The sequence below is a fragment of the Frankia gtarii genome (assembly GCF_025403375.1).
GTDB classification, from domain to species: domain Bacteria; phylum Actinomycetota; class Actinomycetes; order Frankiales; family Frankiaceae; genus Frankia; species Frankia gtarii.
This window is the reverse complement of the sequence record NZ_JAMPTM010000082.1, coordinates 1-24,062: the sequence shown is the minus strand read 5'-3', so window position 1 is coordinate 24,062 and position 24,062 is coordinate 1. Positions and strand designations below refer to the sequence as shown.

General features: G+C 72.5%; 27 protein-coding genes. 14 read left to right on the top strand and 13 right to left on the bottom strand.

What is annotated here, in order from left to right:
- Positions 1–223 precede the first annotated feature (223 nt).
- The 7 genes from NBZ83_RS14325 to NBZ83_RS14300 all read right to left on the bottom strand — a co-directional run bounded on the left by NBZ83_RS14325 (position 224) and on the right by NBZ83_RS14300 (position 4,588).
- A complete protein-coding gene (locus NBZ83_RS14325) occupies positions 224–880 on the bottom strand; it encodes a class F sortase (RefSeq protein ID WP_261567350.1) in 657 nt (218 codons plus the stop codon).
- Between the two features lie 64 nt (positions 881–944).
- Positions 945–1,922 carry a CLIPPER-2 domain-containing protein gene (locus NBZ83_RS14320; protein WP_261575166.1) on the bottom strand — a complete coding sequence of 326 codons (978 nt, stop codon included), beginning with the start codon at positions 1,920–1,922 and terminating at the stop codon, positions 945–947.
- Positions 1,923–2,251: 329 nt separating this feature from the next.
- A complete protein-coding gene (locus NBZ83_RS14315) occupies positions 2,252–2,680 on the bottom strand; it encodes a hypothetical protein (RefSeq protein ID WP_261567352.1) in 429 nt (142 codons plus the stop codon).
- A gap of 64 nt (positions 2,681–2,744) precedes the next feature.
- Positions 2,745–2,846, bottom strand: a complete 102-nt coding sequence (locus tag NBZ83_RS34335; protein WP_438803178.1) for an AAA family ATPase — start codon at positions 2,844–2,846, stop codon at positions 2,745–2,747.
- Positions 2,843–3,064 (bottom strand): hypothetical protein, encoded by a 222-nt coding sequence (locus NBZ83_RS14310; protein ID WP_438803179.1) that lies wholly within the window; start codon positions 3,062–3,064, stop codon positions 2,843–2,845. The genes NBZ83_RS34335 and NBZ83_RS14310 overlap by 4 nt, the downstream gene beginning before the upstream one ends.
- A gap of 171 nt (positions 3,065–3,235) precedes the next feature.
- The gene (locus NBZ83_RS14305; RefSeq protein ID WP_261567353.1) at positions 3,236–3,655 is read right to left on the bottom strand and encodes a PPOX class F420-dependent oxidoreductase; all 420 of its coding nucleotides are present in this window, start codon (positions 3,653–3,655) and stop codon (positions 3,236–3,238) included.
- A 90-nt stretch (positions 3,656–3,745) separates the two neighbouring features.
- A complete protein-coding gene (locus NBZ83_RS14300; protein WP_261575165.1) occupies positions 3,746–4,588 on the bottom strand; it encodes a sulfurtransferase in 843 nt (280 codons plus the stop codon).
- 171 nt (positions 4,589–4,759) lie between these two features.
- Here NBZ83_RS14300 and NBZ83_RS14295 point away from each other — a divergent pair, with 171 nt between their 5' ends.
- The gene (locus tag NBZ83_RS14295; protein ID WP_261567355.1) at positions 4,760–5,629 is read left to right on the top strand and encodes a P1 family peptidase; all 870 of its coding nucleotides are present in this window, start codon (positions 4,760–4,762) and stop codon (positions 5,627–5,629) included.
- Positions 5,630–6,649: 1,020 nt separating this feature from the next.
- On the opposite strand, the gene NBZ83_RS14290 is transcribed toward NBZ83_RS14295, so the two are convergent.
- The gene (locus NBZ83_RS14290; RefSeq protein WP_261567356.1) at positions 6,650–8,236 is read right to left on the bottom strand and encodes a Na+/H+ antiporter; all 1,587 of its coding nucleotides are present in this window, start codon (positions 8,234–8,236) and stop codon (positions 6,650–6,652) included.
- A 93-nt stretch (positions 8,237–8,329) separates the two neighbouring features.
- Positions 8,330–8,515, bottom strand: coding sequence for a helix-turn-helix transcriptional regulator (locus NBZ83_RS14285; protein ID WP_261567357.1), 186 nt, complete (start codon positions 8,513–8,515; stop codon positions 8,330–8,332).
- 274 nt (positions 8,516–8,789) lie between these two features.
- Here NBZ83_RS14285 and NBZ83_RS14280 point away from each other — a divergent pair, with 274 nt between their 5' ends.
- Positions 8,790–8,996 (top strand): cold-shock protein, encoded by a 207-nt coding sequence (locus NBZ83_RS14280; RefSeq protein ID WP_136448852.1) that lies wholly within the window; start codon positions 8,790–8,792, stop codon positions 8,994–8,996.
- 220 nt (positions 8,997–9,216) lie between these two features.
- A complete protein-coding gene (locus NBZ83_RS33340; RefSeq protein WP_261575164.1) occupies positions 9,217–9,702 on the top strand; it encodes a toll/interleukin-1 receptor domain-containing protein in 486 nt (161 codons plus the stop codon).
- A 309-nt stretch (positions 9,703–10,011) separates the two neighbouring features.
- On the opposite strand, the gene NBZ83_RS14270 is transcribed toward NBZ83_RS33340, so the two are convergent.
- Positions 10,012–10,713 carry an alpha/beta hydrolase-fold protein gene (locus NBZ83_RS14270; protein WP_261575163.1) on the bottom strand — a complete coding sequence of 234 codons (702 nt, stop codon included), beginning with the start codon at positions 10,711–10,713 and terminating at the stop codon, positions 10,012–10,014.
- A 354-nt stretch (positions 10,714–11,067) separates the two neighbouring features.
- Between NBZ83_RS14270 and NBZ83_RS14265 the strand changes: the two genes are divergently transcribed.
- From NBZ83_RS14265 to NBZ83_RS14250, 4 genes are all read left to right on the top strand, one after another.
- Positions 11,068–11,484: a hypothetical protein gene (locus tag NBZ83_RS14265; RefSeq protein ID WP_261567360.1), complete on the top strand. Its 417-nt coding sequence runs from the start codon at positions 11,068–11,070 to the stop codon at positions 11,482–11,484.
- 209 nt (positions 11,485–11,693) lie between these two features.
- The gene (locus NBZ83_RS14260) at positions 11,694–13,967 is read left to right on the top strand and encodes an NERD domain-containing protein (protein ID WP_261575162.1); all 2,274 of its coding nucleotides are present in this window, start codon (positions 11,694–11,696) and stop codon (positions 13,965–13,967) included.
- 40 nt (positions 13,968–14,007) lie between these two features.
- Positions 14,008–15,786 carry an SDR family NAD(P)-dependent oxidoreductase gene (locus NBZ83_RS14255; RefSeq protein ID WP_261575161.1) on the top strand — a complete coding sequence of 593 codons (1,779 nt, stop codon included), beginning with the start codon at positions 14,008–14,010 and terminating at the stop codon, positions 15,784–15,786.
- A 42-nt stretch (positions 15,787–15,828) separates the two neighbouring features.
- Positions 15,829–16,704: an amidohydrolase family protein gene (locus tag NBZ83_RS14250; RefSeq protein ID WP_261567363.1), complete on the top strand. Its 876-nt coding sequence runs from the start codon at positions 15,829–15,831 to the stop codon at positions 16,702–16,704.
- 51 nt (positions 16,705–16,755) lie between these two features.
- Here NBZ83_RS14250 and NBZ83_RS34585 read toward each other — a convergent pair whose 3' ends face one another.
- The 3 genes from NBZ83_RS34585 to NBZ83_RS14235 all read right to left on the bottom strand — a co-directional run bounded on the left by NBZ83_RS34585 (position 16,756) and on the right by NBZ83_RS14235 (position 18,932).
- Positions 16,756–16,917, bottom strand: a complete 162-nt coding sequence (locus NBZ83_RS34585) for a hypothetical protein (RefSeq protein ID WP_261575160.1) — start codon at positions 16,915–16,917, stop codon at positions 16,756–16,758.
- Complete coding sequence (locus NBZ83_RS34580; protein WP_261575159.1) at positions 16,914–17,774, bottom strand: hypothetical protein; 861 nt, start codon at positions 17,772–17,774, stop codon at positions 16,914–16,916. Before NBZ83_RS34580 ends, NBZ83_RS34585 begins: the two co-directional genes overlap by 4 nt.
- A gap of 63 nt (positions 17,775–17,837) precedes the next feature.
- Positions 17,838–18,932, bottom strand: a complete 1,095-nt coding sequence (locus tag NBZ83_RS14235) for an aromatic ring-hydroxylating oxygenase subunit alpha (RefSeq protein WP_261567366.1) — start codon at positions 18,930–18,932, stop codon at positions 17,838–17,840.
- 477 nt (positions 18,933–19,409) lie between these two features.
- Between NBZ83_RS14235 and NBZ83_RS14230 the strand changes: the two genes are divergently transcribed.
- The 7 genes from NBZ83_RS14230 (at position 19,410) to NBZ83_RS14200 (ending at position 23,592) form a co-directional block, all read left to right on the top strand.
- Positions 19,410–20,135 (top strand): type 1 glutamine amidotransferase domain-containing protein, encoded by a 726-nt coding sequence (locus tag NBZ83_RS14230; RefSeq protein ID WP_261567367.1) that lies wholly within the window; start codon positions 19,410–19,412, stop codon positions 20,133–20,135.
- 236 nt (positions 20,136–20,371) lie between these two features.
- Positions 20,372–20,635: a biliverdin-producing heme oxygenase gene (locus NBZ83_RS14225; protein WP_261575158.1), complete on the top strand. Its 264-nt coding sequence runs from the start codon at positions 20,372–20,374 to the stop codon at positions 20,633–20,635.
- A 73-nt stretch (positions 20,636–20,708) separates the two neighbouring features.
- Positions 20,709–20,972: a heme oxygenase-like domain-containing protein gene (locus NBZ83_RS14220; RefSeq protein ID WP_261567369.1), complete on the top strand. Its 264-nt coding sequence runs from the start codon at positions 20,709–20,711 to the stop codon at positions 20,970–20,972.
- Positions 20,969–22,027 (top strand): GAF domain-containing protein, encoded by a 1,059-nt coding sequence (locus NBZ83_RS14215; RefSeq protein WP_261575157.1) that lies wholly within the window; start codon positions 20,969–20,971, stop codon positions 22,025–22,027. Before NBZ83_RS14220 ends, NBZ83_RS14215 begins: the two co-directional genes overlap by 4 nt.
- A gap of 456 nt (positions 22,028–22,483) precedes the next feature.
- A complete protein-coding gene (locus NBZ83_RS14210; RefSeq protein ID WP_011606420.1) occupies positions 22,484–22,654 on the top strand; it encodes an antitoxin in 171 nt (56 codons plus the stop codon).
- Between the two features lie 73 nt (positions 22,655–22,727).
- On the top strand, positions 22,728–22,862 hold the full coding sequence (locus NBZ83_RS14205) for a hypothetical protein (protein ID WP_261575156.1): 135 nt from the start codon (positions 22,728–22,730) through the stop codon (positions 22,860–22,862).
- The gene (locus tag NBZ83_RS14200) at positions 22,846–23,592 is read left to right on the top strand and encodes a YqjF family protein (protein ID WP_261575155.1); all 747 of its coding nucleotides are present in this window, start codon (positions 22,846–22,848) and stop codon (positions 23,590–23,592) included. Before NBZ83_RS14205 ends, NBZ83_RS14200 begins: the two co-directional genes overlap by 17 nt.
- Positions 23,593–24,062: the final 470 nt, after the last annotated feature.

Here is a 24,062-nt window from a genome sequence, read left to right as displayed (position 1 = left end):
CTACGCCGACGCCGTCCTGCCCGACGGATCCTGGACCGGTACCGCCGAAGCAGCCCTCGACCTCACCGCCGGCCTCTACCTACCCGGCACCGCCGATCACCGACGAACTAACGGCGACGACCACTAGCATGCCGCCCACGGGGCGCTGAACGCGGCGATCCAACGCCCACGCTGGTGGGAGGCGATCGCGTCGGCCCTGCCCTTCTGAGTGACCGGCCGCCGCTTATGCGGGGATGGCGCGCACGTACACGTTGTCGGAATAGGACCGGGCCCGGATGTCGAACGGCCCGCCGCAGGTGATCATGATCAGTTGCCGTGGGCCCCGCGATCCGGCGAAGGCCGCCGGATCGACGCCGCCGGCCTTGGCGCGGGCGAAGACCCGCTGGACCCGCCACGCGGTCTGCGCCCCGCGTGCGTCGCTGGTGTAGACGAGGTCTCCGGCGTGCAGGTAGGCCAGGCGTCCAAACGCGAAAGGCGGCATTCCCCGCCAGTTCACGTGCCCGACGAGGGTCACCTCCCCGGAGTCGGCGTCCAGCGCGGCCGAACCGGACCACAGCCCGACCTCCGTCGGCGCCCGCGGCGGCGTGAGGACACTGTTGTCCTCGGTCGCCCGGCCGATCGTGGCGGTGACGCCGAGCGCCGGTATCCGGAGGCTGGAGGCCGGCAGATCGGGCTGATGCCGGGGGAGTCGGACCGTGCTCGCCCCGCCGAATTCGGGCGACGGCCCGGGTAGGCGCGGCCCGCCGGCCTCGGGCAGGGGAGCGGCCATCGGGGCGGGTCTGGCCGGCCATCCCAGGACGACCAGCGCGATCCCGGCCAGCATGATCCCGGCGAGGGCCAGGGTGCCGAGGGCGGGCAGCGAAGCAGCCGGGCGCTTCATGGTCAGAGGTGGCCTGCCGCGATCGGCTGCCTGGCGGCGCAGGCGCATTCCACCGGCGGTCGGGTCAACGCCGGCGTCTGGTCCGCCGGGCGCCGAGTGCCCCGAGTGCGGCGAGTGCGCAGCCGGCGGTCACGGTGCCGAGTACGACCAGCTCAAGACCGCCACGCCCGGGCTCGTCGGGCTGCCCCCCCGCCACGGCCACCGGCGGACGCGCGTCCCGGTGACCTCCCGGCGCCGGCGATGCACCGCCGTGGCCATCCGATGAACCCGGCTCGGCCCAGCCCGGCCCGGCACCGGACCCGTTACCCGGGCTGCCACCGGGTCCGCTACCCGGGCCGGCCGGGCCGGAACCGCCCGCCACGGAACCGCCCGCCACGGAACCGCCCGTCGCGGAACCGCCCGTCGCGGAACCGCCCGTCGCGGAACCGCCCGTCGCGGAACCGCCCGTCGCGGAACCGCCCGTCGCGGTGCCGCCGACGACGGTGCCGCCCGCCACGGGGCCATCGGAGTCGGGGCCCTCGACGTCGGGGTGACCGGGAAGACCGTCGGGGAAGCCGGGTAGCCACAGCGGGGGCGGGAAGACGATGAACGGCTTGCCAGTTGGGAGCGGTACGCGGGCGAAGGCGGGCTGCGCGACCACCCGCCCACCCTGAGCGGCTGCGGACGCGTTCGCCACGTTGGTGACGACGCCCGCCGCGACCTCCGCGGACGTGATCGTGTGATCGTCGACGGTGCAGGTCAGAGACTGCCCCGGGAGAAGCAACGTGGCGGGGCAACGGACGGGACCTGCCTTGGGATCGTCCACGGTCACCGCCGACACCACCGTGTTCCCGGTGTTCGTCACCGTGATCGTCCAGCGCACCCGGGCGCCGGCATCGATCCTGCCGTCCTTGCCGGCGCCCACCACGGTGCCGCGCTTGGTGGCAGCCAGCGCGGGTGTTCCCAGGACGATGAGGCCGACGGTGGTCTGCCCCTGGCCGTCGTCCGCCCTGGCGGACGGTCCCGGCAGGACGACCAGCATCGCCAGCATCGCGGCCGTCATCAGCGTCGCCGGCAGCGTTCGATCGGGGGGACCCTTCGATGTCGCCGAGTCCAACAACGGTCCCGTGATCACAAGGCCCCCACCCAGCGCTGCGAACTGTTACTCAGAGTAATGTTGCGCGACCATGGGCCGGGGTCAAATCGGAGGCGACAGCGGGCGTCGGAGCCCGCCGCCGGTGCGGCCGGCCTGCGCGTACGTGTTGTACAGACGTCGGCGCTATGCAGAAATCGGACGATTTCGCGGCGCGCTGTGGGGGACGAGGAGCTCGTGACCACGGGGGCCGGACGCCGCTGGGGTGCGGCACCGGGAGCTCGGTCGCCGGGCCGCGGTCAAGGCCTGATCGTCGTGGAGCTGCTGGGCGGCGGCAGGACGGTCAGCAAGACGCCGTAGCCGACGCATGAGCTTGCGGTGTCCTTGCAGTCGTCGTACAGGCTGCCAGAAATCTCGAGGTACAGCCGGCCCGGCCCGGTCCCCGGCGGGATCCGGACGGTCACCTGGAACCGCCCGTCCCGCGCCACCGGCACGGTCGCGAGTTCCACGCCGGCGGCGCCGGCCCGCTCGGCGGACACCCGGTAGATCGTGCCCGCCGGGAGCCTGCGGTCGCAGCCCAGGCCGGCGGAGGACACCGCCACCGCTTCGCCCGCCCGCGCGGAAGTCGGGTGCACTTCGGGTAACTCCGGCAGACACGAGCGGTCGGTGTAGGTCAGGCCGCACGCGACGACACCGGCCACGATCAGCAGCGCGGTGGCCAGGCCCACAACCGTGGCGGCACACCTCCGCGGTGAACCCGCGCAGGCGCGTCCAAAGCACTGGGGTGGCATCTCAGGAGCCTGGATTCGCCGGCAGTGGCAGCAACCGGTCGATCTGGGCTTCCGGCAGTTCGTAGGTGCCGCCGTGCTCCACCGGGTTCTGCGTGGCGATCACGATGAACGGCCGGTCGTCGAGTCGTGGGCGACCGCCTTGGCCAGCGACGTCTTACCGACGCCGGGAACGTCGTCGATAAGCAGATGGCCCTCGGCATACATACATAGCAGCGTCCGCTCGACGACCTGGGGATTGCCCCGGAAGAACCCGGAGATGTTGGTGGCGATTCGCTGATGCTGCCGCGAAAACCAATCGGCGTCCGCCGCAGAAGTCTCCACTATTCCCCCTGCTGCGCTACCTCCCCGGATTGCGCCGCATCAGACTAACATGCGACAGATAGCCGGCAGCCGGGCCGCACAATCACAGAAGTGCCCGCAAGGGATCGCGGCAGGTGGCCCGGATCTCGTTACCATGATCGGAAGAGTCTGGGTGAGTCGGTGGTCCGTAGCTCAGTGAGTCGCCCAGGGGCCGACGCCGCCGACGCGGTCGATCGTGTAACGCAGGATGAAACCGTCGCCCTTCGGGGCCGGGAATTCGGCGTCCGGGCTTATGTAGACCTTCGCCAGGTCGTTCAGCAGGTCCCAGGTACCGCTGCTGGACGTGACGGTGGCCGTCGCGTGCAGGACGGCGTACTCGGCCAGGTGGGCCCCCGGGACCCGCGGCGCATCGAAGGAGAGCACCACGCGGGAATCGCGTTCCGCATTGCGCACCTTCACATGGCGGCCCAGGTGACCGCTGACGACGTCGTCGCCGTCCAGGCCGATCCAGATGGCGCTCACCTGGGGGCTGCCGTCGGCGTTGATCGTCGACAGGTGCGCGAGCGGACCGCTGGCAATCAGGTCACGAAGCTCCGGCGTCAGCAGCGTCATGGTTCCGATGCTCCCCTCGACGTCGATCAACGAAGATCAGCTTAACATCGACTGGTTGATTCTTCGGCGAATGACGGGGGCAGTGCGCGGTCAGCCAGCGTCGGCGCCGGTGGCGACGGGACGGTCGGGCAGGTTCGACCACTGGGACCAGGAGCCCGGGTACAACGCGGCCGGATGACCGGCGATGGCCAGCGCCGCGACCTCGTGGGCGGCGGTCACACCCGAGCCGCAGTACACCCCGACGGGCCGTTCGCCGCCGACGCCGAGCGCCGCGAACCGGCGGTCGAGCTCGGCGGGGGAGCGGAACGTCCCGTCGGCGCTCAGGTTGTCCCCGGTCGGGGCGCTGTGCGCGCCGGGGATGTGGCCGGCGATCGGGTCGATCGGCTCGACCTCGCCGCGGTAGCGCTCGCCGGCCCGGGCGTCCAGCACGATCCCGTCGCGGGCCAGCGCGGCGACCCCGTCGGCGTCGAGCGTCGGCAGCGCGCCGGGGACGAGGGTGATGTCGCCGGGTTGTGGACGCACCGGCGCCGTCTGGACCGCCCCGCCCGCCGACGTCCAGGCGGCGAGCCCGCCGTCGAGGATCAGCACCGGCTCGACCGAGGCCCAGCGCAGTAGCCACCAGGCCCGTGCCGCCGACATCGCGCCCGAGTTGTCGTAGACGACGACGGTGTCCCCGGCGGACAGTCCCCAGCCGCGGGCGGCCCGCTGCAGCGCGGCCACGTCCGGCAGCGGATGGCGGCCCTGTACGGGCACGGGTGGCGCGGCGAGCTCGGTCTCGAGGTCCACGAAGACGGCGCCGGGAATGTGTCCGGCGAGGTAGCCCTCCCGCCCGGGCGGACCACCGAGCTGCCAGCGGACGTCGAGCACTCGCGGGGGCCGCGCGGAGTCGAGGAGCCGGGCCAGGCCCGTCGCGGAGATCAGCACATCGCTCATGCCCCGGACGCTACCGGCCTGGGCGGGTGCGTCGCCGCTGGCCTGCCAGGACGGCCGGCGGTGCGCAGGGCCGGCGGTGCGCCAGAAGACCGGGATCGCCAGTTCTCGTCAGCGCGTGAGCGGCATTCGGTGATTTGTCGCCCAGGTCGGATCCGTGCGAGGCTCGGCGCGATGGCGATCGGGGTCGACGGGGTGCGGGTCGGGCACTGGACCGACCCGGTGGGCGTGACCGGATGCACGGTGGTGGAGCTGCCGGCGGGCACGGTCGCCTCCGCGGAGGTGCGTGGCGGCGCGCCGGCCTCGCGCGAGCTGGACGCCCTGGCCCCGCAGATGGCGCTTGCCAGCATCGACGCCGTGGTGCTGACCGGTGGTTCGGCGTTCGGGCTCGCCGCCGCCGACGGGGTGATGCGCTACTACGCCGAGCGCGGCCGGGGTGTGCCCACGAGTGGCGGCCCGGTGCCGATCGTCCCGGCGCTGGCCCTGTTCGACCTCGCCGTCGGCGATCCCACCGCCCGGCCGACCGCGGACGCCGGCTACCTCGCCGCGCGGGCCACCCGGGGGGAGCAGGTGCTGTGCGGCCGGGTCGGTGCCGGCACGGGGGCGTATGCGAGCCAGTGGCGCGGGCCCGAGCACCGCCGTGTCGGGGGGCTCGGGCATGCCGAACGGTGCCGCGGTGAGGTCGCCGTTGCCGCGTTGTGCGTGGTCAACGCGTTCGGGGACGTCGACCATGGCGGCGACCCCGTCCCGCTCGACGCCGCGGAGTCGCAGTGGCGACCGTTCGACCTCGCCGCCGGACGGACCCACACCACGATCGGGGTGGTCGTCACCAACGCTCGCCTGGACAAGATGAGCTGCCTGCTGGTCGCGCAGGGGGCCCACGACGGGTTGGCACGGGCGATCACACCCCCGCACACCCGTCTCGACGGCGACGCCTTCGTCGCAGCGGCGACCGGCCGGGTCGAGGCCGATGTCGATCTCGTCCGCCTGCTCGCTCTGGCCGCGGTCACCGCCGCCATTCGCTCCGTCGACCACACGCCCTGACGTGGCCCCACTGCCGGGATGAAGGCTGGGGTGTCTACGGGAGACGAGCGGGTGCAGGTGCAGGTGCTGCAGGTTCATCCGCGCAGGCTTGAAAGGGGACCCCGAACGCCAGCTCGCCGAGATCGGCGGGCGGCTCGCCGAGATGCAGACCCGGCTTCAGTTCGTGGAGCGGATCCTCATGAACGTCGAGTGAGGATTTTTCTCGCCGCCGTGCGGGGCGTGCGTGGCCCTACTGCGTCGACGGTCAGCGCGTGGGTCGACGGGGCCGGCGGGTGTGCCGCACGGGGGCCGCTGCGGGCCGGCGACGGACCGGGCTGGCCGGTTCGGCCGGTTCGACGTCCGGCATGGCCGTCGCCGACGCCGGGGCGGGGGGAGGAGCCTGGAAGACGAGGCTGGCGACCTGCGCGACCGAGACCGGCTGCGGGGTGGCCTCCGTGTCGGGCTGACCGAAGTCGGGCATCTGAAACGGGCGGGTCGTCGGCGGCGGAAGCTCTCGCCTCGGCTGGGACCGGGCTGCTCGCGGCGCAGAAAAGCTAAGGATCGACTGGGTGGCGATGAGGGGTGTCTCGCTTTCGGGGACGGATCGTCGGCAAACGATCAGCCAGGCGGTCGCGCCGGAACTGCTGTCCGCGGCGCGATGCCCGTGGACTGTTACGAACCGTGATCGGACCGTCAGAGACGGTACATCCGGCTGAACGGGCTCGGTATGCGCTCCTGGCGGGAGCCAAAATCAACATCCACGGAGGACTCTCCGGTAACTCCGATGACCCGGCCGAGCCCATACACATCGTGGGTGACCCGGTCTCCGACCGTGAACCGCTCCTGTGCAGGGACCGCCGGAACCTTGAAGGGGCTGTTGGGAAGGCGACGTCGGGGCACCGCTGACTCGGTCATCGTCTCCAGTATGCACCTCTGCCCGGGGATGGCCAGTCGCCCGCCGCGCCGGGGCGGCGCGAAGTCGTGCGCAGGCGTCCCCCGGATGGGTGGTTCGCGCCGGGGAGATCTCGGCGGTGGCCCCGGTCAGGATGGCGGTGGCGGTGGTGGTGGCTGGGGTGGTGGCAGCGCGCCCTCCTCGTGATCGAGCTCGTCCTCGAGCAGCCGCAGGGAGGCGTCGGACAAATGCCCGGTGTCGCGCCAGAGCTGGAGCTCGTCCCGTTCCGCCTCGATCATCGTGCGACGGACCCGGCCGAACGCCTCCGTGAGGCTCGCGGTGGGGGGCCGGCCCGTGTCGGCGCGGTTCAGCGCGCGCAGGCTGTCCTGGCTACGCCGCTTGCGTTCCTCGGCGGCCGTGCGCAGGCGCAGGATGAGATCGTCGGGAAGCTGACCCTGATCATGGACGGCGGCCAGCGTCCGCAGACCGGCGTCGGCTGCCGCGACCCGGGCACGGGCGCGTTGCCGGCGAGCTTCGTCGACGTCGGGTCGCACGTTCAGCCGGTGCAGGACCGGTCCGAACGTGAGCCCCTGGCCGACGAGTGTCACCAGCACCGCGACGTAGGCGCAGAACACCAGCAGGTCCCGGTGCGGGAAGCCGGCCCCGTCGACGGACATCGGCAGCGCGAACACGGCGGCCAGCGAGATCACTCCGCGCATTCCGGACCAGGACAGCGCCGCGAGTTCGCGGGTCGAAAGGTGCGGATGGGGGGACAGGAAGCGCAGGCGGCTCGGCAGCATCGCGGGTAGCAGCAGCCACAGCGGCCGGACCAGCACGACCGCGCCGACCGTCACCGCCGTCGCGGCCGCCACGGTCGACAGCGGATAGTGCCCGATGGCCGGGATGACCGCCGCGAGCTGCTGGCCGATGAGGAGGAAGACGAAGCCCTCGAGCAGGAGGTCCACGAGCCGCCACACCGCGCGTGCGTGCAGCCGGGCGGGTCCGGACAGCAGGCTGCGGGACTGCGATCCGAGGATCAGCCCCGCGGTCACCACCGCGAGGACCCCGGAGGCGTGCAGCGCCTCGGCGGGCACGTAGGCGGCGAAGGGAGTCGCCAGGGAGACGGTCGTCTCGGTCACCGGGTCCTCGATGCGCAGCCGTAGCTGGCCGACCAGCCAGGACACGGCGAGTCCGACGGCGAGCCCGCCGATGACCGCGAGCAGGAAACGTCCGGCGACCCGCGGGACGTCGAACCGTCCGTCGATCGTCGCGGCCACCGCCACCGAGTACAGGGTCAGCGCCGTCGCGTCGTTGAACAGGCTTTCGCCCTCGATGACGGTGCGCAGCCGGTCCGGCAGGCCCACCCGCCGCCCGATGGACAGGGCCGACACCGCGTCGGGCGGCGCCAGCGCGGCCCCGAGGGCGCAGGCGCCGGCGAACGACAGACCCGGCACCACGACGACGAGCGCCGCGCCGGTAGCCAGCGCGGTGGCGACGACGAGCAGCGCGGACAACGAGACCACCGCGCGCAGGTTCGCGCGAATCTCCACCAGACTCGAGCTCAGCGCGGCGGAGAAGAGCAGGGGTGGAATGATCAGCGCAAGGACGAGGTCCGGCTCAAGCCGGACGGTGGGCCCGGGTAGCAGCGCATAGACCGCGCTCGCCCCGACCAGCAGCACGGGTGCCGGCAAGCCGAACCGGCGGGCGGCCAGCGCGGCCGACACCACGAGCGCCACACCGATCAACCCGAAAGTTATTTCCTCCAACACGTGCTGCCCCCGGTGGGACGCGGCTCGCGCCGGCGGGTACCGGCAGCACGGCCGGTACCGTCAGAGATCAGGACGGCCCTGGGCCAGCCAGGCTTCGATGTCGCGCGCACGCCACAGGACGAAATGTCCTACGGAGTGGATGGGCATGGGAAAATCGTCGCGATCACACAGGCCGCGGGCACGGTGTGCCGAGATCGACAGCCGATGGGCTATGTCGGCGGTCGTCCACAGATCGTCTACCGCCATACCGTCATGCTATGCGACAACGCCACGCCCGGCGCCGTCACTGAGCGCCGCCCCCCGCCCACAGCGGGGACCACGGACGGGCGTGGTCCGGTGCTTCGGACGGAGGGACCCTCAGCCGCTCGCGTCGCATCCAGGTACCCTTGCTGATGTTGCTCTTCTTGGTGCCGCCGGTCACCTTCAGGATGGCACGAGCCGCTGACCGGAGCGATCCGGTCGGCGGAGGTAGGCGGTGCATCGTGTGGATGTGCCGCGGCAAGCACAGTGAGGAGCGACCGTGTCAGCAGGAACTGTGAAGTGGTTCAACGCCGAAAAGGGCTTCGGCTTCATCTCGGTGGACGGCGGAGGCGGCGACGTTTTCGTCCATTTCTCCTCGATCGTGAGTGAGGGCTTCAAGTCCCTCGATGAGGGGCAGCGCGTCAGCTTCGACATCGAGCAGGGCCAGAAGGGTCTGCAGGCCGCGAAGGTCGAGGCCATCGACTAGCGCGGCGGCGCTCTCACCAGCCCGTCCCACGCTCCGGCCGAAGCCGGCCGGAGCGCAGGGACGGCACGCTTGTGTGGGCGGCCGCGTGCCAACCGGCTCACGCGGTCTCCTCCGCTCTGGGGCACAGTCTCGATGCCCCGAGTCCTCACACCGAGGCCTGTACGGATCCACCCGTTCACGGCTCGGAAGATCCACGATCAAGCGATGCCGGCATCGACCGGTGCGAGCGGAAACGTCCGGCGGGTCGGCGACGGTGTTCGTCGGCTATGTCGCGGCCGACCGGCCGTGGGCGGAATGGGTCGCCTGGCATCTCACCGAGTGCGGGTACGACCCCACGCTGGCGGCCTGGCACGCCGTACCCGGTTCGAGCAGCGCCGCCTGGCTTGACCACGATCGATCTGGTCGGCCTCGACGAGCAGGCCGCCGTGGCAGAACTCGCGACGGACTACGCGCGACGGACTACGCGCGACGGCGACGGGATCGGCGACCCCGCGGCAGGCTCCGCCGTTTCCTGCTCGACGCCGAGGACCCCTACGAGCAGGCCCGATCGCATGCCGGGCTCGGCCACGCCCACCATCGCCTCGGCGAGCTTGGCGCCGCCCGTCGAGGCTGGGAGCAGGCTCGGACGATCTACGCTCATCTCGGCGCGCCGGAGATCGGCGAGGCCGATCGGGCCCTGCGCGACCTCACCAGGCCATCGGTGTAGCTCGGTGGTTGCTTTTCCGTCGGAACAGGATGGCAAGTCTCTGGGCCGTGGCGCGCCACCGCGTCGGTTCGACAACAAGGATGTCTCGTCGAAGCCGAGCCACTCGGCGAACAACAGCTTGATCGCACGCAGATGTTCGTAGGCGGAACTCGGCCTCACCAGAGATCACCCCGGGCAAGATCGCTGAATGGATCCTGAACGGTCCAGCGAAAAGGATCCCGGCGGCAGGGTATGACGACGACGGCATGAGAGACGGGGCATAGAGACGAGGGCATAGACAAGTGCCGTTGCGGTACCAGTCCGACTGGGTCAGGCGGCGCGGTTCAGGGCGGCGCCGACGAAGGCGAGCTGGGCGGGGGCGACCGCGCGCCAGTAGGCGGGGGTGTGGCCGCCGGGGCCGAGGCTGTGTTCCTGTGGTCGTAGGTCCGCGACGGCCCGCCGGGAGACGGCGGCGAACGGGTCGGCGTCGCCGCAGTCGATCCGGTACGCCACCTCCGGCGCCGGGGCGGTCCCCAGGATCCGGTGCGCGGCGAAGTCGGCGGCGGAGTCGAACGCGCCGGGGGCGCTGGCGCCGTAGCTGCGCCACATCGCCGGGCTGCTTGCCGCCGCCGCGACCACGAGGTCGGGATGGCGCCGGGCCAGCAGCAGCGCGCCGTAGCCGCCCATCGACCAGCCCAGCGCCGCCAGTCGGGTCGTGCGCAGGCCCGCCGCGGCCAGCCGGGGCCGGATCTCGTCGAGGATCATCGCCTCCGGGTCGTCGCCGGAGGCCCGCGGGTGCCAGTAGGTCTCGCCGCCGTCCACGGCCGCCAGGGCGAACGGCGCCACGCCCGCGTCGATCGCGGCCGGCAGCAGCCTGTCGAGGCCCAGCAGTCCGACGGCGCGGCGCGCGTCGTCACCCCGTCCGTGCAGGACGAGGCACACGGGCAGGCCGCGCCCGCCGCCCGCCGGGGTGACGGTGACCATCGTGACCGGCCGGCGCCGGGCCGCGCTGGTGAACGTCGTGCTGGCCACCACCGCCGGTCCGGCAGCCGCCGCCCGGGGGTACCGCTCCCGGCGGCACCGGGCCTCGGGGCGTGCTCTCGGCGCCGGCGCGCTGGGCTGCTGCGGAGGACGCCGTCCCATCCGCTGTGGCGTGGGGACCGGTGGTGGCGGAGGGGCCGTGGCAGCCGGCGGCGAGTCCGGCGACGACGGCGCCGGCCGCCGCGACCGGTGCCGAGATCACCAGCGTTCGCCTGCTCGGTCGCATGGTGCCGATCATGCCATCCGGTCCGGCCGGGCCGGGCGTGAAATTCAATGAATTCTTTGCCCGCTATGGGTCTCGTCACTCGACGTCCCAGAGCCGTTTCGGTCAGGGACGGTAGTCGGGTGACCGATGATGACGACGACTGGGCTCCGCCGCCCGTGCCCTTCGGCGATGGCGATCCGGCGGTGGCCGCCGCCGAGGCGCTGGCCGAGGCCGAGGCCGCGCTGCGGATCGGGTCCTGGCGGCCGGACCCAGATGAGATCGACGCGGCCGTGACCATCCTGCACCGGATGGATTTCGCTCGCCGTAACCCCGACATCCCGCTGCGACGCAGCGTCCACCGCGCGTTGGACGAGACGTATCCGCAGCTCACCGTTTGGCGGGCCCGCCCGCTCTACCTGTACGCGGCGGTGAAGACCGTCCAGTTGCTCGCCGCGGCATCGCCGACCGGCGAGAACGTCGCGGCCGCCCAGGCCGCCTGGGAGCTGCTCGGCGATCTGCTCCGCGCCGTGACCGCCACCGTCCAGACCGGGCCCTGACCGGGCCGCCGGGAAACCTGCGGCGCCAACGGCGAAACCGTCGGCGCCGCACGCTCCACCCCGCGGCCGCGCACTCGTCGGCGCGCACCTCTCCCCGCGCTGGCCGTAGCGAGGAATTGGCAACTACAGGACGCCATCGACGACAAACGTCTTCAAAAACTCTATATAGGCATACCATTCCTGGTGACTCTCGGTCGGGAGGGGATGACATGTCGTCAGATCGGTCGGACGTGCCGGCTGAGCCGTCAGCGTTCGGTCAGGCCGTCCTGATCGGCATGGAGATCGACGGCGTCCAACGGCAGATTCAGCACCTGACCGACCTGCTTCGCGAGTTACGCCGCAGCCGGCGGGCCTGGGAGGCGGGGGCGCAGGGAGAGCGCGACGTCGTCCGGGTACTCGTCGGGATGGACGACGCGGGGTGGCGGGTGCTGCCCGACCGCAGGTGGCCCGGCACCCGGCGGGCCAACATCGACGTACTGGTGGTCGGCCCGGGCGGCGTCTTCGTGGTGGACGTGAAGAACTGGCGCGAGGCCAGGGTCGACGGCGGCCGGCTGTGGCGGGGCGACGAGGACGCCGGGGACGAGCTGCGCAAGTTGACCGATCAGACGGCGGCGGTCGAACAGGTGCTGGCGGACGCCGGCCTGCCACCGACCGAGGTGGTGCCGCTGCTGGTCCTCGCCGGGCGCCGCGGCGCCGAGCAGCTCGACCGGGTGCAGGTCACCGGTGAGCTCGATCTCACCCGCAACCTGGTGCGGCGCGGGCTGCGGCTGGAACCCGCCGTCGTGGAGCGGGTGCTGGCATGTCTGGACGAGGCATGCCCGCCGATGCGGGCCGCCGCGGTCGGCACGCGGCCGGTCGACTCACCCCGCCGAGCACGCCCGCCGCGGCCCGCCCTCACACCGACCGCCCTCACACCGACCGCAGCCACACCAGCCGCAGCCACACCAGCCGCAGCCACACCAGCCGCAGCCACCCCGGCTGGTGGGGCGCCGGCCCAGGACGGGCTGTTCAGCCGGGACGAGTTGTGGCGGGAGCTCGTCGACGCCGCGGCCCGCGAACCGATAGAGACGTGGATGACCTGGCTGCACCCGATGCAGGCCCGACTGGTCTGCCGCCGGTCCTCAGGCCCGGCCCGCATCCGCGGTGCGGCGGGCACCGGCAAGACCGTCGTCGCGTTGCACCGGGCCAAGTACCTGGCCGCTCGCGGCGACCGAGTGCTGTTCACCTCGGTGGTGAGCACCCTCGGGCCGGTCAACCGCGCGTTGCTTGCTCGGATGGCCCCCGAGCATGTCAGCCGCATCAATTTCACCACGGTCGACGTCCTCGCCGTTCGTCAACTCGATGAGCGAGGCGAGCGGGCCAGCTACCAGCAGAAGATCGCCGAAAACCACTTCTGGCTGGCGTGGGGGCGCGTCGGCCTCCCATCGGTCCTGGGCCGGCTCGGCGTGGAACCGAAGTACTGGCTTGACGAGATCGCGACTGTCATCAAGGGACGTGGCCTGACCAGCTTCGACCAGTACGCCGAGCTGGCCCGGATCGGACGCAGCATGCCGCTGCAGCCGACGCATCGGCGCGCAGTCTGGGACCTGTACGAGAACTATGAGCGGCTGCGGACGGCACGCGGGGTCCTCGACCGCGGCGACGTGCTGCTGCGGGCTCGCGACAAGGCCCGGCAGCGGTCCGGCGGCGAGTTCGACGCTGTGATCGTCGACGAGGTGCAGGACCTGACCTGTGTCGGACTGCAGCTGCTGCATGCGCTCGTCGGGGACCGGCCCGACGGCCTGCTCGTCGTCGGGGACGGGCAGCAGTCCGTCTATCCCGGGGGATTCACACTCGCGGAGGCCGGGGTGTCCGTCGTCGGTCGATCCACGGTGCTCGCGCGCAACTACCGTAACCGCGAGGCGATACTTCGGTACGCCCAGCAGGTGGTCGCCGCGGACAGTTTCGACGATCTTGACGTCGCCGGGGAGCGCGGCCGGCGCGACGTTGAGATCGACCGGCTCGGCGGCGAGATCCACGAGGTGGCCGTCACCGGCCCGGCCGAGCAGGCGTCGGCGCTACGCGCCGATCTGGTCGACGCCCACGACGGCCGTGGGGTCCGCTACGGGGACATGGCCCTGCTCGCCCCGACGAACGACGCGGTCGCGAGCTGGGAGCGCATCCTGACCCGGGCCGGCATCCCGGCGGTGTCGCTGCGCCGTTATGACGGGACGGCGTGCGACGCCGTGAAGATAGGCACCTACCACCGGTCCAAGGGCCTCGACTTCGCCCGCGTGTACATCCCGGACCGCAACCGCTTTCCACGCCCGCGCCGCGAGGCCGAGTCCGATGACGCCTACCGCGAGCGCGCCGCGCTGGAACGACGTCAGCTCTACGTCGCCCTGACACGGGCCCGCGACAGCCTCTGGATCGGTCTGCGGGAGCCGGCGGTGCGGGCCCCGGTCGCGACGTTGACGACATATCCGCCGCCCCATAGCGTGTGAGCGGCGTCACCTCTGACGGAATGGGTGGGAGGTCGGTCGGGTGCGGGACCGCGTGGCGATCGTGACAGGTGGCGGGGGCGGCATCGGTTCGGCGGTGTCGGTGGAACTCGCCCGGCGTGGCGCCACCGTCGTCGTGCTGGACAACGGCGACAGCCTGAGCGGCGAGCCGCTGGGGGAGCCCACCGCCGAGGCGACCGTCCGGCGCATCGAGGCCGCCGGCGGGCGTGCCGTCGCCGCACCGATCTCCGTGACCGACGCCGCCGCCGTGCGCGGGCTCGTCGAGGAGACCGTCGCGCGGTTCGGCTCGTTGGACATCGTCGTCAACACGGCCGGGATCCTGCGCTTTCCCCGCATCGCCGACGCCTCGGCGGACGACTGGGCGGCGGTGCTCGGCGTCCACCTCGGCGGATACCTCAACGTGCTGGGCGCCGCGCTGCCGCGGATGACGGCCGCCGGCTACGGCCGCATCGTGGGCGTCACCTCCGGTGTCGGGCTGGCGCGGACGTCGGTCGACGGACCGGCCTACGGCGGCGCCAAGCGGGCCGTCGCCGCCCTGACCTGGCAGCTCGGCCCGGTGCTGCCGGCGGGGGTGGCGGTGAACGCGCTGTCGCCGATCGCCGCGACCAGGATGGTGACAGAGGGGCTCCTCGCCGCCGGCGCCGATCCGCGCGGGCTCGACCTGTCCGCGATGCCGCAGCCGCGGCACATGGCCCCCGCCGCCGCCCGGCTGGCGAGCGAGCGGTTCGGCTGGTGCCGCGGGCGGGTGCTGTTCTCCGCCGGCTCGGAGCTGTCCCTGATCGCGCCGCCGCGCCTGATCGAGGCGGTCGCGACGGGCGGCGTGGGTGCCGCGGCCGCGCTGGGCGCGCTCGTGCCGCTGGTGCTGGCGCCGGCTCAGGCACAGCAGCGCTCGACCGGCGGCTCGAACCCCCGTTCCGGCCCGCTCACGACCGCACCACCCGGTTCCGCCGCACCACCCGGTTCCGCGGGGCGACCCGGTTCCGCCGCACCACCCGGTTCCGTGGGGCCAGGCGGTTCCGCGGGGCCGGCCGAGCGGGCCTGTCTCGTCGTCGGCGACGATCGCGCGCTCACCGAACGGCTCACCGCCGCGCTCGCCCCCTGGGGCTACGCCACCACCGCGGCGCCCGTCGGCGACACCGGGACCGGCGACGCGGCGGCCGGCTTCGCCGCGGCCGAGCACGGCCTCCGCCGGGCCGCGGCGAACACCGGGGCCGGGCTCGACGCCGTGGTCGTCATCCACGGCGCCCACGGCATCAGCGCTGACAGGGCCGCCGCCCCGGGCGCCGACTGGCGCGCGATCCTGGACAGCCATGCCGGGACGGCGCCGACGGTCCTCGGGCATGCCGCGTGGGCCCGCGCCGCCGCGCGGTACGTGGCGGCGACCGGACGTTCCCTGCGCGTCGTGCATGTCGTGCCCGCGGTCACCCCCGGCGCTCGCAGCGCCGCGCAGGCCGTCACCCAGCTCGCGCGTTCCGTCAACGAAACCCCGATCACCCCGATCACCCCGGCCGGCTCGACCGGCTTGACCGGTTCCGACGGCTCCGGGGGCGGGCTGGCAGCGTTCGCGGTCAGTGCGGAAAGTCCGCACTCGGCCGACCGCGTCCCGCTGGTGGAGCTGGTGGCGAGTCTCGTCGCCGCGCCGGACACCGCGTCGCTGGCCGGCGCGGAACTCGTCGTGCGGCCCGGCTGGCTGGGCCTGCGCGCGCACCCGGCGCCGGCCGTCACCGCCTCACTGGCCGGCGCCGAGCTCGGCCCCTGGACCGACGACGCGCTGCGCGACGCCATCGCGCCGTTCGGCTGATCGCACCGTTCGGCTGATCGCACCGTCCCTCGGGAGGCTGCTGTGGAACATCCACGACGGGTCGTCGACGCCCACGTCCACCACTGGGATCCGGCCCGCACCGACTGGTATCCGTTCCTCGCCGCCGCGGACACCTCGCTTGCCGCCGTCGGCATGCCCGACGCCGACCGGATGCGTCGGCCCTACGACCAGCCGAGGTTCCTCGCCGAGGCGAGCCGCTGGAACGTCGAGGCGTACGTGCACGTGACCGCCGCGCCGGAGCATTTCGTGGCCGAGACCGCCGAGATCGCCCGGCTCGCCAAGGAGACCGGCCAGCCGCGGGCGATCATCGGCGGGGTCGACGGGCGGGACGGCGCCGCCGGGATTCTGGCGCAGCTCGACGCGCAGGCGGGCGCGCCGGGTCTGCGCGGCGTGCGGGCCAGCGCCGGCCTCGATCTCGACACCGACGCCGGGCAGGCTCTGCTCGGTGCGCTCCAGCACCGCGGCCTGGTCTACGACCTCGTCGTCCATCCGGATGGGATGGAGACCGCCGCCGCCGCGCTCGCCGCGTTCCCGGAGCTGACCGTCGTCGTCGAGCACACCGGCTGGCCGCTGGCGGAGGACCCGGAGCATGCCGCGGTGTGGCGCGACGGCATGACCCGCCTCGCCGGGCTCGGCCCACGGGTGCACTGCAAGCTGTCGGGGCTGGCGATGACCCTGCACCGCATCGACGTCGCGTCGTTGCGGCCCTGGGTGGCGCACAGCCTGGAGGTTTTCGGCCCGGCCCGCTGCTTCTTCGCGTCGAACTTCCCCGTAGACGGCATGTTCGGTGGCTACGACGACCTGTACGGGACGTATGCGCAGCTCGTCGACGAGCTCGCCGCCCCGGCGAGCGACGCCCTGTTCGCCGCCAACGCCGCCCGGGTGTACCGCTGCTGAACGGCCAGCCAGCGGGTTGGCCGTCGGCTGCCTGGCCGGTCGGTCGGTGGGTCAGGCGGAGGCGTTGCTGGTGGGACGGTCGGCGAGCAGGTAGGTCGTGGTCGTGGCGGCGGCGCTGACGGCGAGCACGGAGGGCCAGGCCCCGAGCTTCTTCGCGAGCGGATGGGCCGCGCCGAACGCCGCCGTGTACGTGCCGAGCAGTACGCCCGTCACCACGGGACCGCGGGAGCGCAGCCAGGTGCGGCCGCAGACGGTGCCGGCGACGGCGAGGACGACGCCGGCGAGTTCCCGGCGCCCGCTGAGACGGGCCGCCGAATAGCCTCCGACGAGACCGGCCGCGACGACAGGTGCAGTGGGTACCGATGCCATGCACAGCACGCTACGCCGCCGCTCGGCCACCGCCGCCGGGCCCAAGGTCGTCCGTAGCCGGACCGAGGGCCCTTGACAGCCTCGGCGTGCAGGTCGTAGCCGTGCCGCCGCCGCCCGGGGCGGGCGAGGCGGTGCACCACCCGATCGGGCGTCGGCTGCGTCGGCTGGTGCCAGGCGCCGAACCGGTCGGTCGTCGTGGACGTCGCGGCGGAGGAGGTCAGGGTGCGCGGGCCGAGCAGCTTGGCCATCAGATGGTCCGCGACGGTCCTCGTCGGGTGGCGGGCCGGGTTGTCCGCAGCTGGACCGTGTGGCCGCCCTGCACCATCGACGGCCAGCCGGCGAGCACCGCACGGGCCTGCTCGGCGTGCGGCACCGGATGGTTCGGACGCGCCGTCTGTCATCAGGCTGGCCAGCGCGACCACGAGCCCGGCCACGACCAGCGCCCGGACCAGTGCCGTGTCAGGCACCGCCCCCGCCAGGACGAGCACCACGAGCAGGACGTCCGCCATGATCAGGATGGCGATGGACAGCGTGTACGCCCGCACCCGCGGCTTGGTCCAGCGGAAGCCGCCGTCCGGGTCGAGCCGGCGTGATGGGCGTTGCTGCCCCCGCAGCCGCTCCAGGTAGGCGGAATCCCACATCAGCGCCAGCAGCAGCACGGGTAACACCTGCGCCACCGTCGTGTAGAGATCGCTGTGCACGACCCCAGCGTCCTCCCTGGCGTGGGGCGCGGGCGGGGAGGGGACCCGCCCGCGCACGGCGGGTCAGATGCCTGGCGACTCGCCGGTTGACTCGCCGAGGGCCTCGTCGAGGACCGAGTGCCGGTGGTGCAGGCCGGGCTCGTTACGGCCGAAGATCATCTCGGCGCGTGCGCCCGAGTTCATCGCCCGCTGGATGTCGGCGGCGAGGGGGTAGTCCTCGTCGCGGACGCTCGCGTGGGCGTACTCGAAGACGTCGTCGGCCGCCTTGCGGATCGACTCGTCGGAGAAGTCCATCGGGGAGGCGTTCTGGTGGTAGGTCACCGAATGACCCGGCTTGCTGCCCGGGTAGACCCGGAAGACCTCGCCGTTGGCCACGGTGGCCGACAGCACGATGTTCGGGAACAGCGCGTAGATCACCACGAAGTTGTTCAGCGGCTCCCAGCTCTCCTCCGGCTGGTCGGCGATATCGCCGATGTGCCGCATCGGGAACACCAACCGGTGGTGCTGGCCGTAGGAGTCGAACAGCGCGCAGTTGCTCTTGGTGAACACGGCGAAGGTGTCCCGGTGCACCGTGGCGAAATGGTAGTTCTCCGCGAAGGTGTCCAGTGCGAGTTTCCAGTTGACCGGAACGTCGAGCACCTTCTCGCCGACCGGTGCCCAGTTCCCGATGTTCCACGACTCGAGCTCCGGGCCGAGATCGCCGAGGTGAGCGTCGATGTCCAGCGGGCCGGCATCGGGCCGCAGGCCCACCCAGAGGAAACCGGAATGCTCGGCGGCGGGCAGCTCGGTGAGGTTGGCGCCGGCCGCGATTGTGGCCGGAAAACCCTCCCGGCCGGGGCCGCCGACGAAGCTGCCGCGGTTGTCAAAGGTCCACGCATGGAAGGGGCACACGAAACGCTCGGCGGCGCCGCAGCCCTTCGCGACGGGCGCTTGCCGATGCGTGCACACGTTCTGAAAAGCCCGGACAATACCGTCGGATCCGCGGGTCAGCAGCACGGGAATGTCCATGACGGTCTTCGTGCAGAAGCTTCCCGGTGTCGGCAGCTCGGACCGGTAGCCGACGAGCTGCGGCGAACGCAGAACGAGTTCCCGCTCCCGCTCGAAGCGTTCCTGGTCCGTGAACATCGCCGCTGGATGACGCCGCTCCACAGGCGTCATGTCCGTTGTCTTGTCCATTGCGATTTTGAGCGCCCGTCGAGTCAGGTCGATGAGCTCGTTGCGGTCTATCGGATGCCTCCTCGGTGCGGCGGACACGTCCCGGTGAACCGCCGTCGCGGCGGCCCAAGATCGTATGTCCCAGTCGGAGGAAATCGTATGTGTCAGCCTTGAAAGGTTGATGCTCCGGTCTGAGTCGTAATTCCGACAGGAGCTGCGGCGTCGCATTGCGTAGGAGTTGGCCTCGCCCGGGCGTCCCAAAAACTGCGATGCGTCCTTCTCTTTATGACGCTGAGTCACGACTGGGCTGCGCGGGTGCCGGACCGGCGTAACCGGCCCGAGGCCGGGCATGGCAGCCGAGAGGAGTTCCGTCGAGGCCGACGGAGACGAGGCCGACGGAAACGAGGCCGACGGAGACGAACCGGACCCGTCGCGGACGACGCAGGACGGGACCGACACGGACCAGAGAGGAACACGCTGATGTCGAACGAGCTCGCGGGTACCCGGATCGCGTTCCTGGCCGCGCCGGAGGGCGTCGAGCAGGTCGAGCTCACCGAGCCCTGGCAGGCGGTGCGGGCGGCCGGCGGCGAGCCGGTCCTCGTGTCGACCGCCCCCGGAAAGATCCAGGCCTTCCGCCACCTCGACCGAGCCGACCGCTTCGACGTCGACGAGACGGTCGGGCAGTCGGACCCCGCTGCCTTCGACGCCCTGGTCCTGCCCGGCGGCGTCGCGAACCCCGACTTCCTGCGCTCGCAGCGCGACGCCGTCCGGTTCACCCGGGCGTTCTTCGACGCCGGCCGGCCGGTCGCGGTGATCTGCCACGGCCCGTGGACGCTCATCGAGGCCGAGGCTGTGCGCGGCCGGCGGATCACCAGCTGGCCGAGTGTGCGTACCGATCTCGCCAACGCCGGCGCCACCTGGGTCGACGAGGAGGCCGTCGTCGACACCGCCGGCCCGAACACGCTGATCAGCAGCCGGCGCCCGGACGACCTGAAGGCTTTCTGCGCGGCGATCGTGGACCACTTCCGCCCCGCGGGTGACCGGTCCCGGCCGGCGGGGGCGGGCCTGAGTGACGCCGAGGCGGCACGCCAGGTCGCCGGGCAGACGTCCGCCGACCGCCGGGCCGCCGACGTGTTCGCCCGCGAGTCGGGCGGCGCCGCCACCGACACCGAAGCCGCCCGCACCACCGCCGACGAGCTGCGCTGACGCCGCTGCGTCCTGCCTGCCCGTCCGCCCCGCCTGTTCGGCTGCCCTGCCTGTCTCGCCGGGTCGGGCGGATCGAGCACGGACTGGCGCTCGGAATGGGCTGGGGAACGTGCGCCCGAGCCGCTTCGAGTGGACCACACCGGTGATACTGCCGGGGCTATGCTGGGTCGTAGGAAAGGGTTATACCGTACCGCGCTAACCTGAGTGTTACGAGTAATGAGGAGCGCGGCGTCGCTGTGCACGGTGATAGTTCCGCCCCGGCGTTTCCCGATGTGATGGCGGTGCTGCGGCAGCGCACGGCCGAGGCGCATACCCGGCTTGAGAACGCGCTGGAGCTGCTGTCACCTGACCTTTCGGTCAGTCGTTATCGTGATGTTCTGATGCGTATGCACGGTTTTTACGATGCGCTGGAGCCGCGGCTTGACGAAAGGCTGACCGGCGCCGGCTCGCCGCTGCCCGACTGGCCGTCGCGGCGGAAGGTGCCCGCTGCTGCGGCATGATCTGCGCCTGCTTGACGTCGACGAGGCCGCCCTCGCCGCGCTGCCACGCCCGCGAGTGCCCGCGGTCGGCGATGTGGCCGCAGCCATGGGCGTGCTCTACGTCTTCGAGAGTGCCACGCTCGGCGGCCGGTTCATCGTCCGTCACGTCGTGACGACGGCGGTGCCGTCGGCGGCGACGACGTTCTTCGGCTCCTATGGCGACGAGGTCGGCCGGCGCTGGAGCCAGGTCCGCCATGCGATCCGGGCCTGGACGGCCGGCGAGGCCGCGCGGGTGGAGTCCTGCACGGTCACCGCGGCGGCGTTGTTCGGCGCGCTCGAGGCGGAACTCGCCCGGTGAGCGGCCCCGACGAACCCGCCGCGGCGCCGCGGTCGGAGGCGTCACAGTCGGAGGCGCCGCGGTCGGAGCCCGTGGACCTGACGAACTGCGACCGCGAACCCATCCATATCCCGGGCAGCGGGCAGCCGCACGGCGCGCTGCTCGCCGTGCGCGCGGACGGCGATCTCACGGTGGTCCAGGTTTCCGCCAACATCGGCGAGGCCCTCGGCCACGAGCCGGCGGCCACGGCCGGCCGGCCGCTGCACGACGTCCTCGGCCGGGCGGCGGCGAAGACGGTCCGTGACGTCGTACGGACCGCGTTCGACCTGCGTGAGGCGAGCCCGGTCGATCTCGCCCTGGGTGACGGTGACGATCTGCGGCGCTACGACGCGCTGCTGCACCGGGTGGGTGGGCAGATAATCATCGAGCTGCAGGCCGCCCGCAGCGCTCGGCCGCTGTCCTATTCCGGGACCTATGCTTCCGGGACCTATGCGCGAACCCGGCAGTCCGTGCTGCGCCTGAACAGCTCCCGTGCGCTCACCGACCTCTACGACGTGGTGGTCGAGGAGGTCCGCCGGCTGACCGGATTCGACCGGGTGATGGTCTACCGGTTCGACGCGGAATGGAACGGCGAGGTCGTCGCGGAGGCGAAACTCGACCGCCTGAACAGTTTCCACGGGCTGCACTATCCGGCCACGGACATTCCGGCGCAGGCCCGTGCCCTCTACGAACGGCCGTGGCTGCGGCTGATCCCGGACGTGGACCACCGGGCGGTCCCGCTCGTCCCGGCGGTGAACGCGGTCACCGGCGGGACGCTCGACCTCGGCGACGCCTGGCTGCGCAGCGTCTCACCCATCCACCTCGAATGCCTGAAGAACATGGGCGTCACCGCGTCGATGTCCATCTCGCTGCTGCGCGACGGCCGGTTGTGGGGCCTCATCGCCTGCCGTCACTACTCCGGCCCGCACGAACCCGGCTACGAGATCTGCGCCGCCGCCGAGTTCCTCGCCTTCCGGCTGTCCGGGGACGAGGGCGTCGCCTGGTTCCGGCCGGAGACCGTCCGCGCCGTCGACTGAGGCGGCGACCCGCACAACAAGGAGCTGCTCGCGCGGGAGGGCGCCTCGCTGCTCGGCCTGCGGTGCTGCTCGGCCTGCGGTCCGCCCGACCCCGGGCGACTCGCTCATCGCGGCGCTCACCCCGGCGGCGGATCTGCTCCAGGCGGGTGTCGGCGACGCCGCCTGGCCGGAACTGACCGAATCGACGAAGGCCGCGATCACCCGCCTGCGCGAGCGCGCCGCCGAGCCGACCAGGAAGGCCGCTGCGGCCACGAACCCCGCCGGCATGACCGTCACCGCCCGCTGGGCCGAGCATCGCGAGACCTACGGGCGTGTCCATCCGGGCACCGCCGTCCCCGCCACCTGGAAGGATTGACGGCGGCAGGTTCGAGCCGGCGATCCGGTGGCGCCAGGGCGACGACGCAGCGCGTCCCGCCCGCCGCGCCGGGCCCCGGCATCCGACGGAGGGAAGTATCGATGGTCGACTTCAAGGGCGCGCTCGGCAAGCTCGGCGACCTGGCGGAGGAGCACGACGACAAGATCGACGCTGCCGTCGCCAAGCTCGGCGACGTGGTCGACGATCGCACCGACCACAAGCACACCGACCACATCGACCGCGCCGTCCGCGAGATCCAGGACCGCACCTGACCCCCACCCGCCGCCCCCACCCGGGGGCGGCGGGCTGCTCGACCCGCGCTCGTCGATGGCCGAAGGAGTCGCGATGTCCGCCGCCGACGTGATCCGTGCGGCCTTCGCCGCCCACCGGGCCCAGGACCGTGAGCGGGCCGCCCGGCTGCTCGCCTCCGAGTTCACGTTCACCAGTCCGGAGGTCTTCTTCGGTGGCCGAGTTGGTTGAGTTTCCGGCCGACGTGGCGGGCGGATCCTGCCCGTTCACGATCGAGCGGCCCACGATGACGCAGCGCTGGGAGGAGCTGACGTTCGTCCACTGGGCGTTCGACCCGGCGGTGGTGTCGCGGCTGGTGCCCGCGCACCTGCGGGTCGAGATTGTCGACGGCGCAGCCTGGGTGGGGCTGGTGCCGTTCCGGATGCGGGTGGCGACCGCGGCCGGCCGGGAGTTCGAGCCGGTGACGACGTTCTGCGAGACGAACGTGCGGACCTACGTCGTCGACGCCGCGGGCCGGCGTGGGGTGTGGTTTCTGTCGTTGGACGCCGTGCGGCTCGGCGCCGTCGTCGTCGCCCGCACGCGGTTCCGGCTGCCGTACTTCTGGTCGTCGATGGCACTGACCCGGGTCGGGGACGAGATCGCCTACCGCTGCCGGCGGCGGGCCCCGCGGCCGGCGGCAGCCGAGAGCCGGGTGCGGGTGCGCGTCGGCGCGCCGTTCGCCGCCGCCGAGCTCGGCCTGCGCGAGCACTCCCTGACCGCCCGCTGGCGTCTGTTCAGCGCCGGCGGCGGGCGGCGCCGCCACGCCCCGGTCTGGCATGAGCCGTGGCCGCTGCACCGCGCCGACCTGCTCGACGTCGACGATCATCTGCTCACCGCGGCCGGGCTGCCCCACCCGGCCGGCGATCCACTCGTCCACTACTCCCCGGGCGTCGACGTCCGGATCGGACCACAGCGACCCTGAGGTCGGTCCCGGCCGTGTTCGAAAATCAGCACCGGCAGATTGCGGCACGGTGTGTACGGTTCGCGGGCGTGAAACGGGCAAAACGCGCCGCAATGGGCGGGTGCCGGCGGGCGCGATGTCGGCGGGCGCGACGCCGAGGGATGGGCCCGCGCTGTCGCCGCGCCGCCCGCGCCGTCGCCGCGCCGCCCTCATCCTGAGTCTCCCGCCCGGTGGTACTTGCGCGGCGCGGGGGTCGGCCAGAAGCTGGTTCGGTAAAGCTCGCGTTCGATCTGTTCGGTTCGTGCATGTCGCAGTCCTCGGGTCTCTTCCGAGTTGAGGGTCGAGCGCCATGCCGTCCGGCTTGGCGCGAGGGGGTGCGCGGTGGCCGTCCCGTTCCAGGACGATCCGGATCGGCTGCGCTCTCGGCTCGCCGCCTGGCTCTGCGCGCATCCCGGCGCTGCCGGTGACGGCGTCGCCGGTGGATCGGGGAC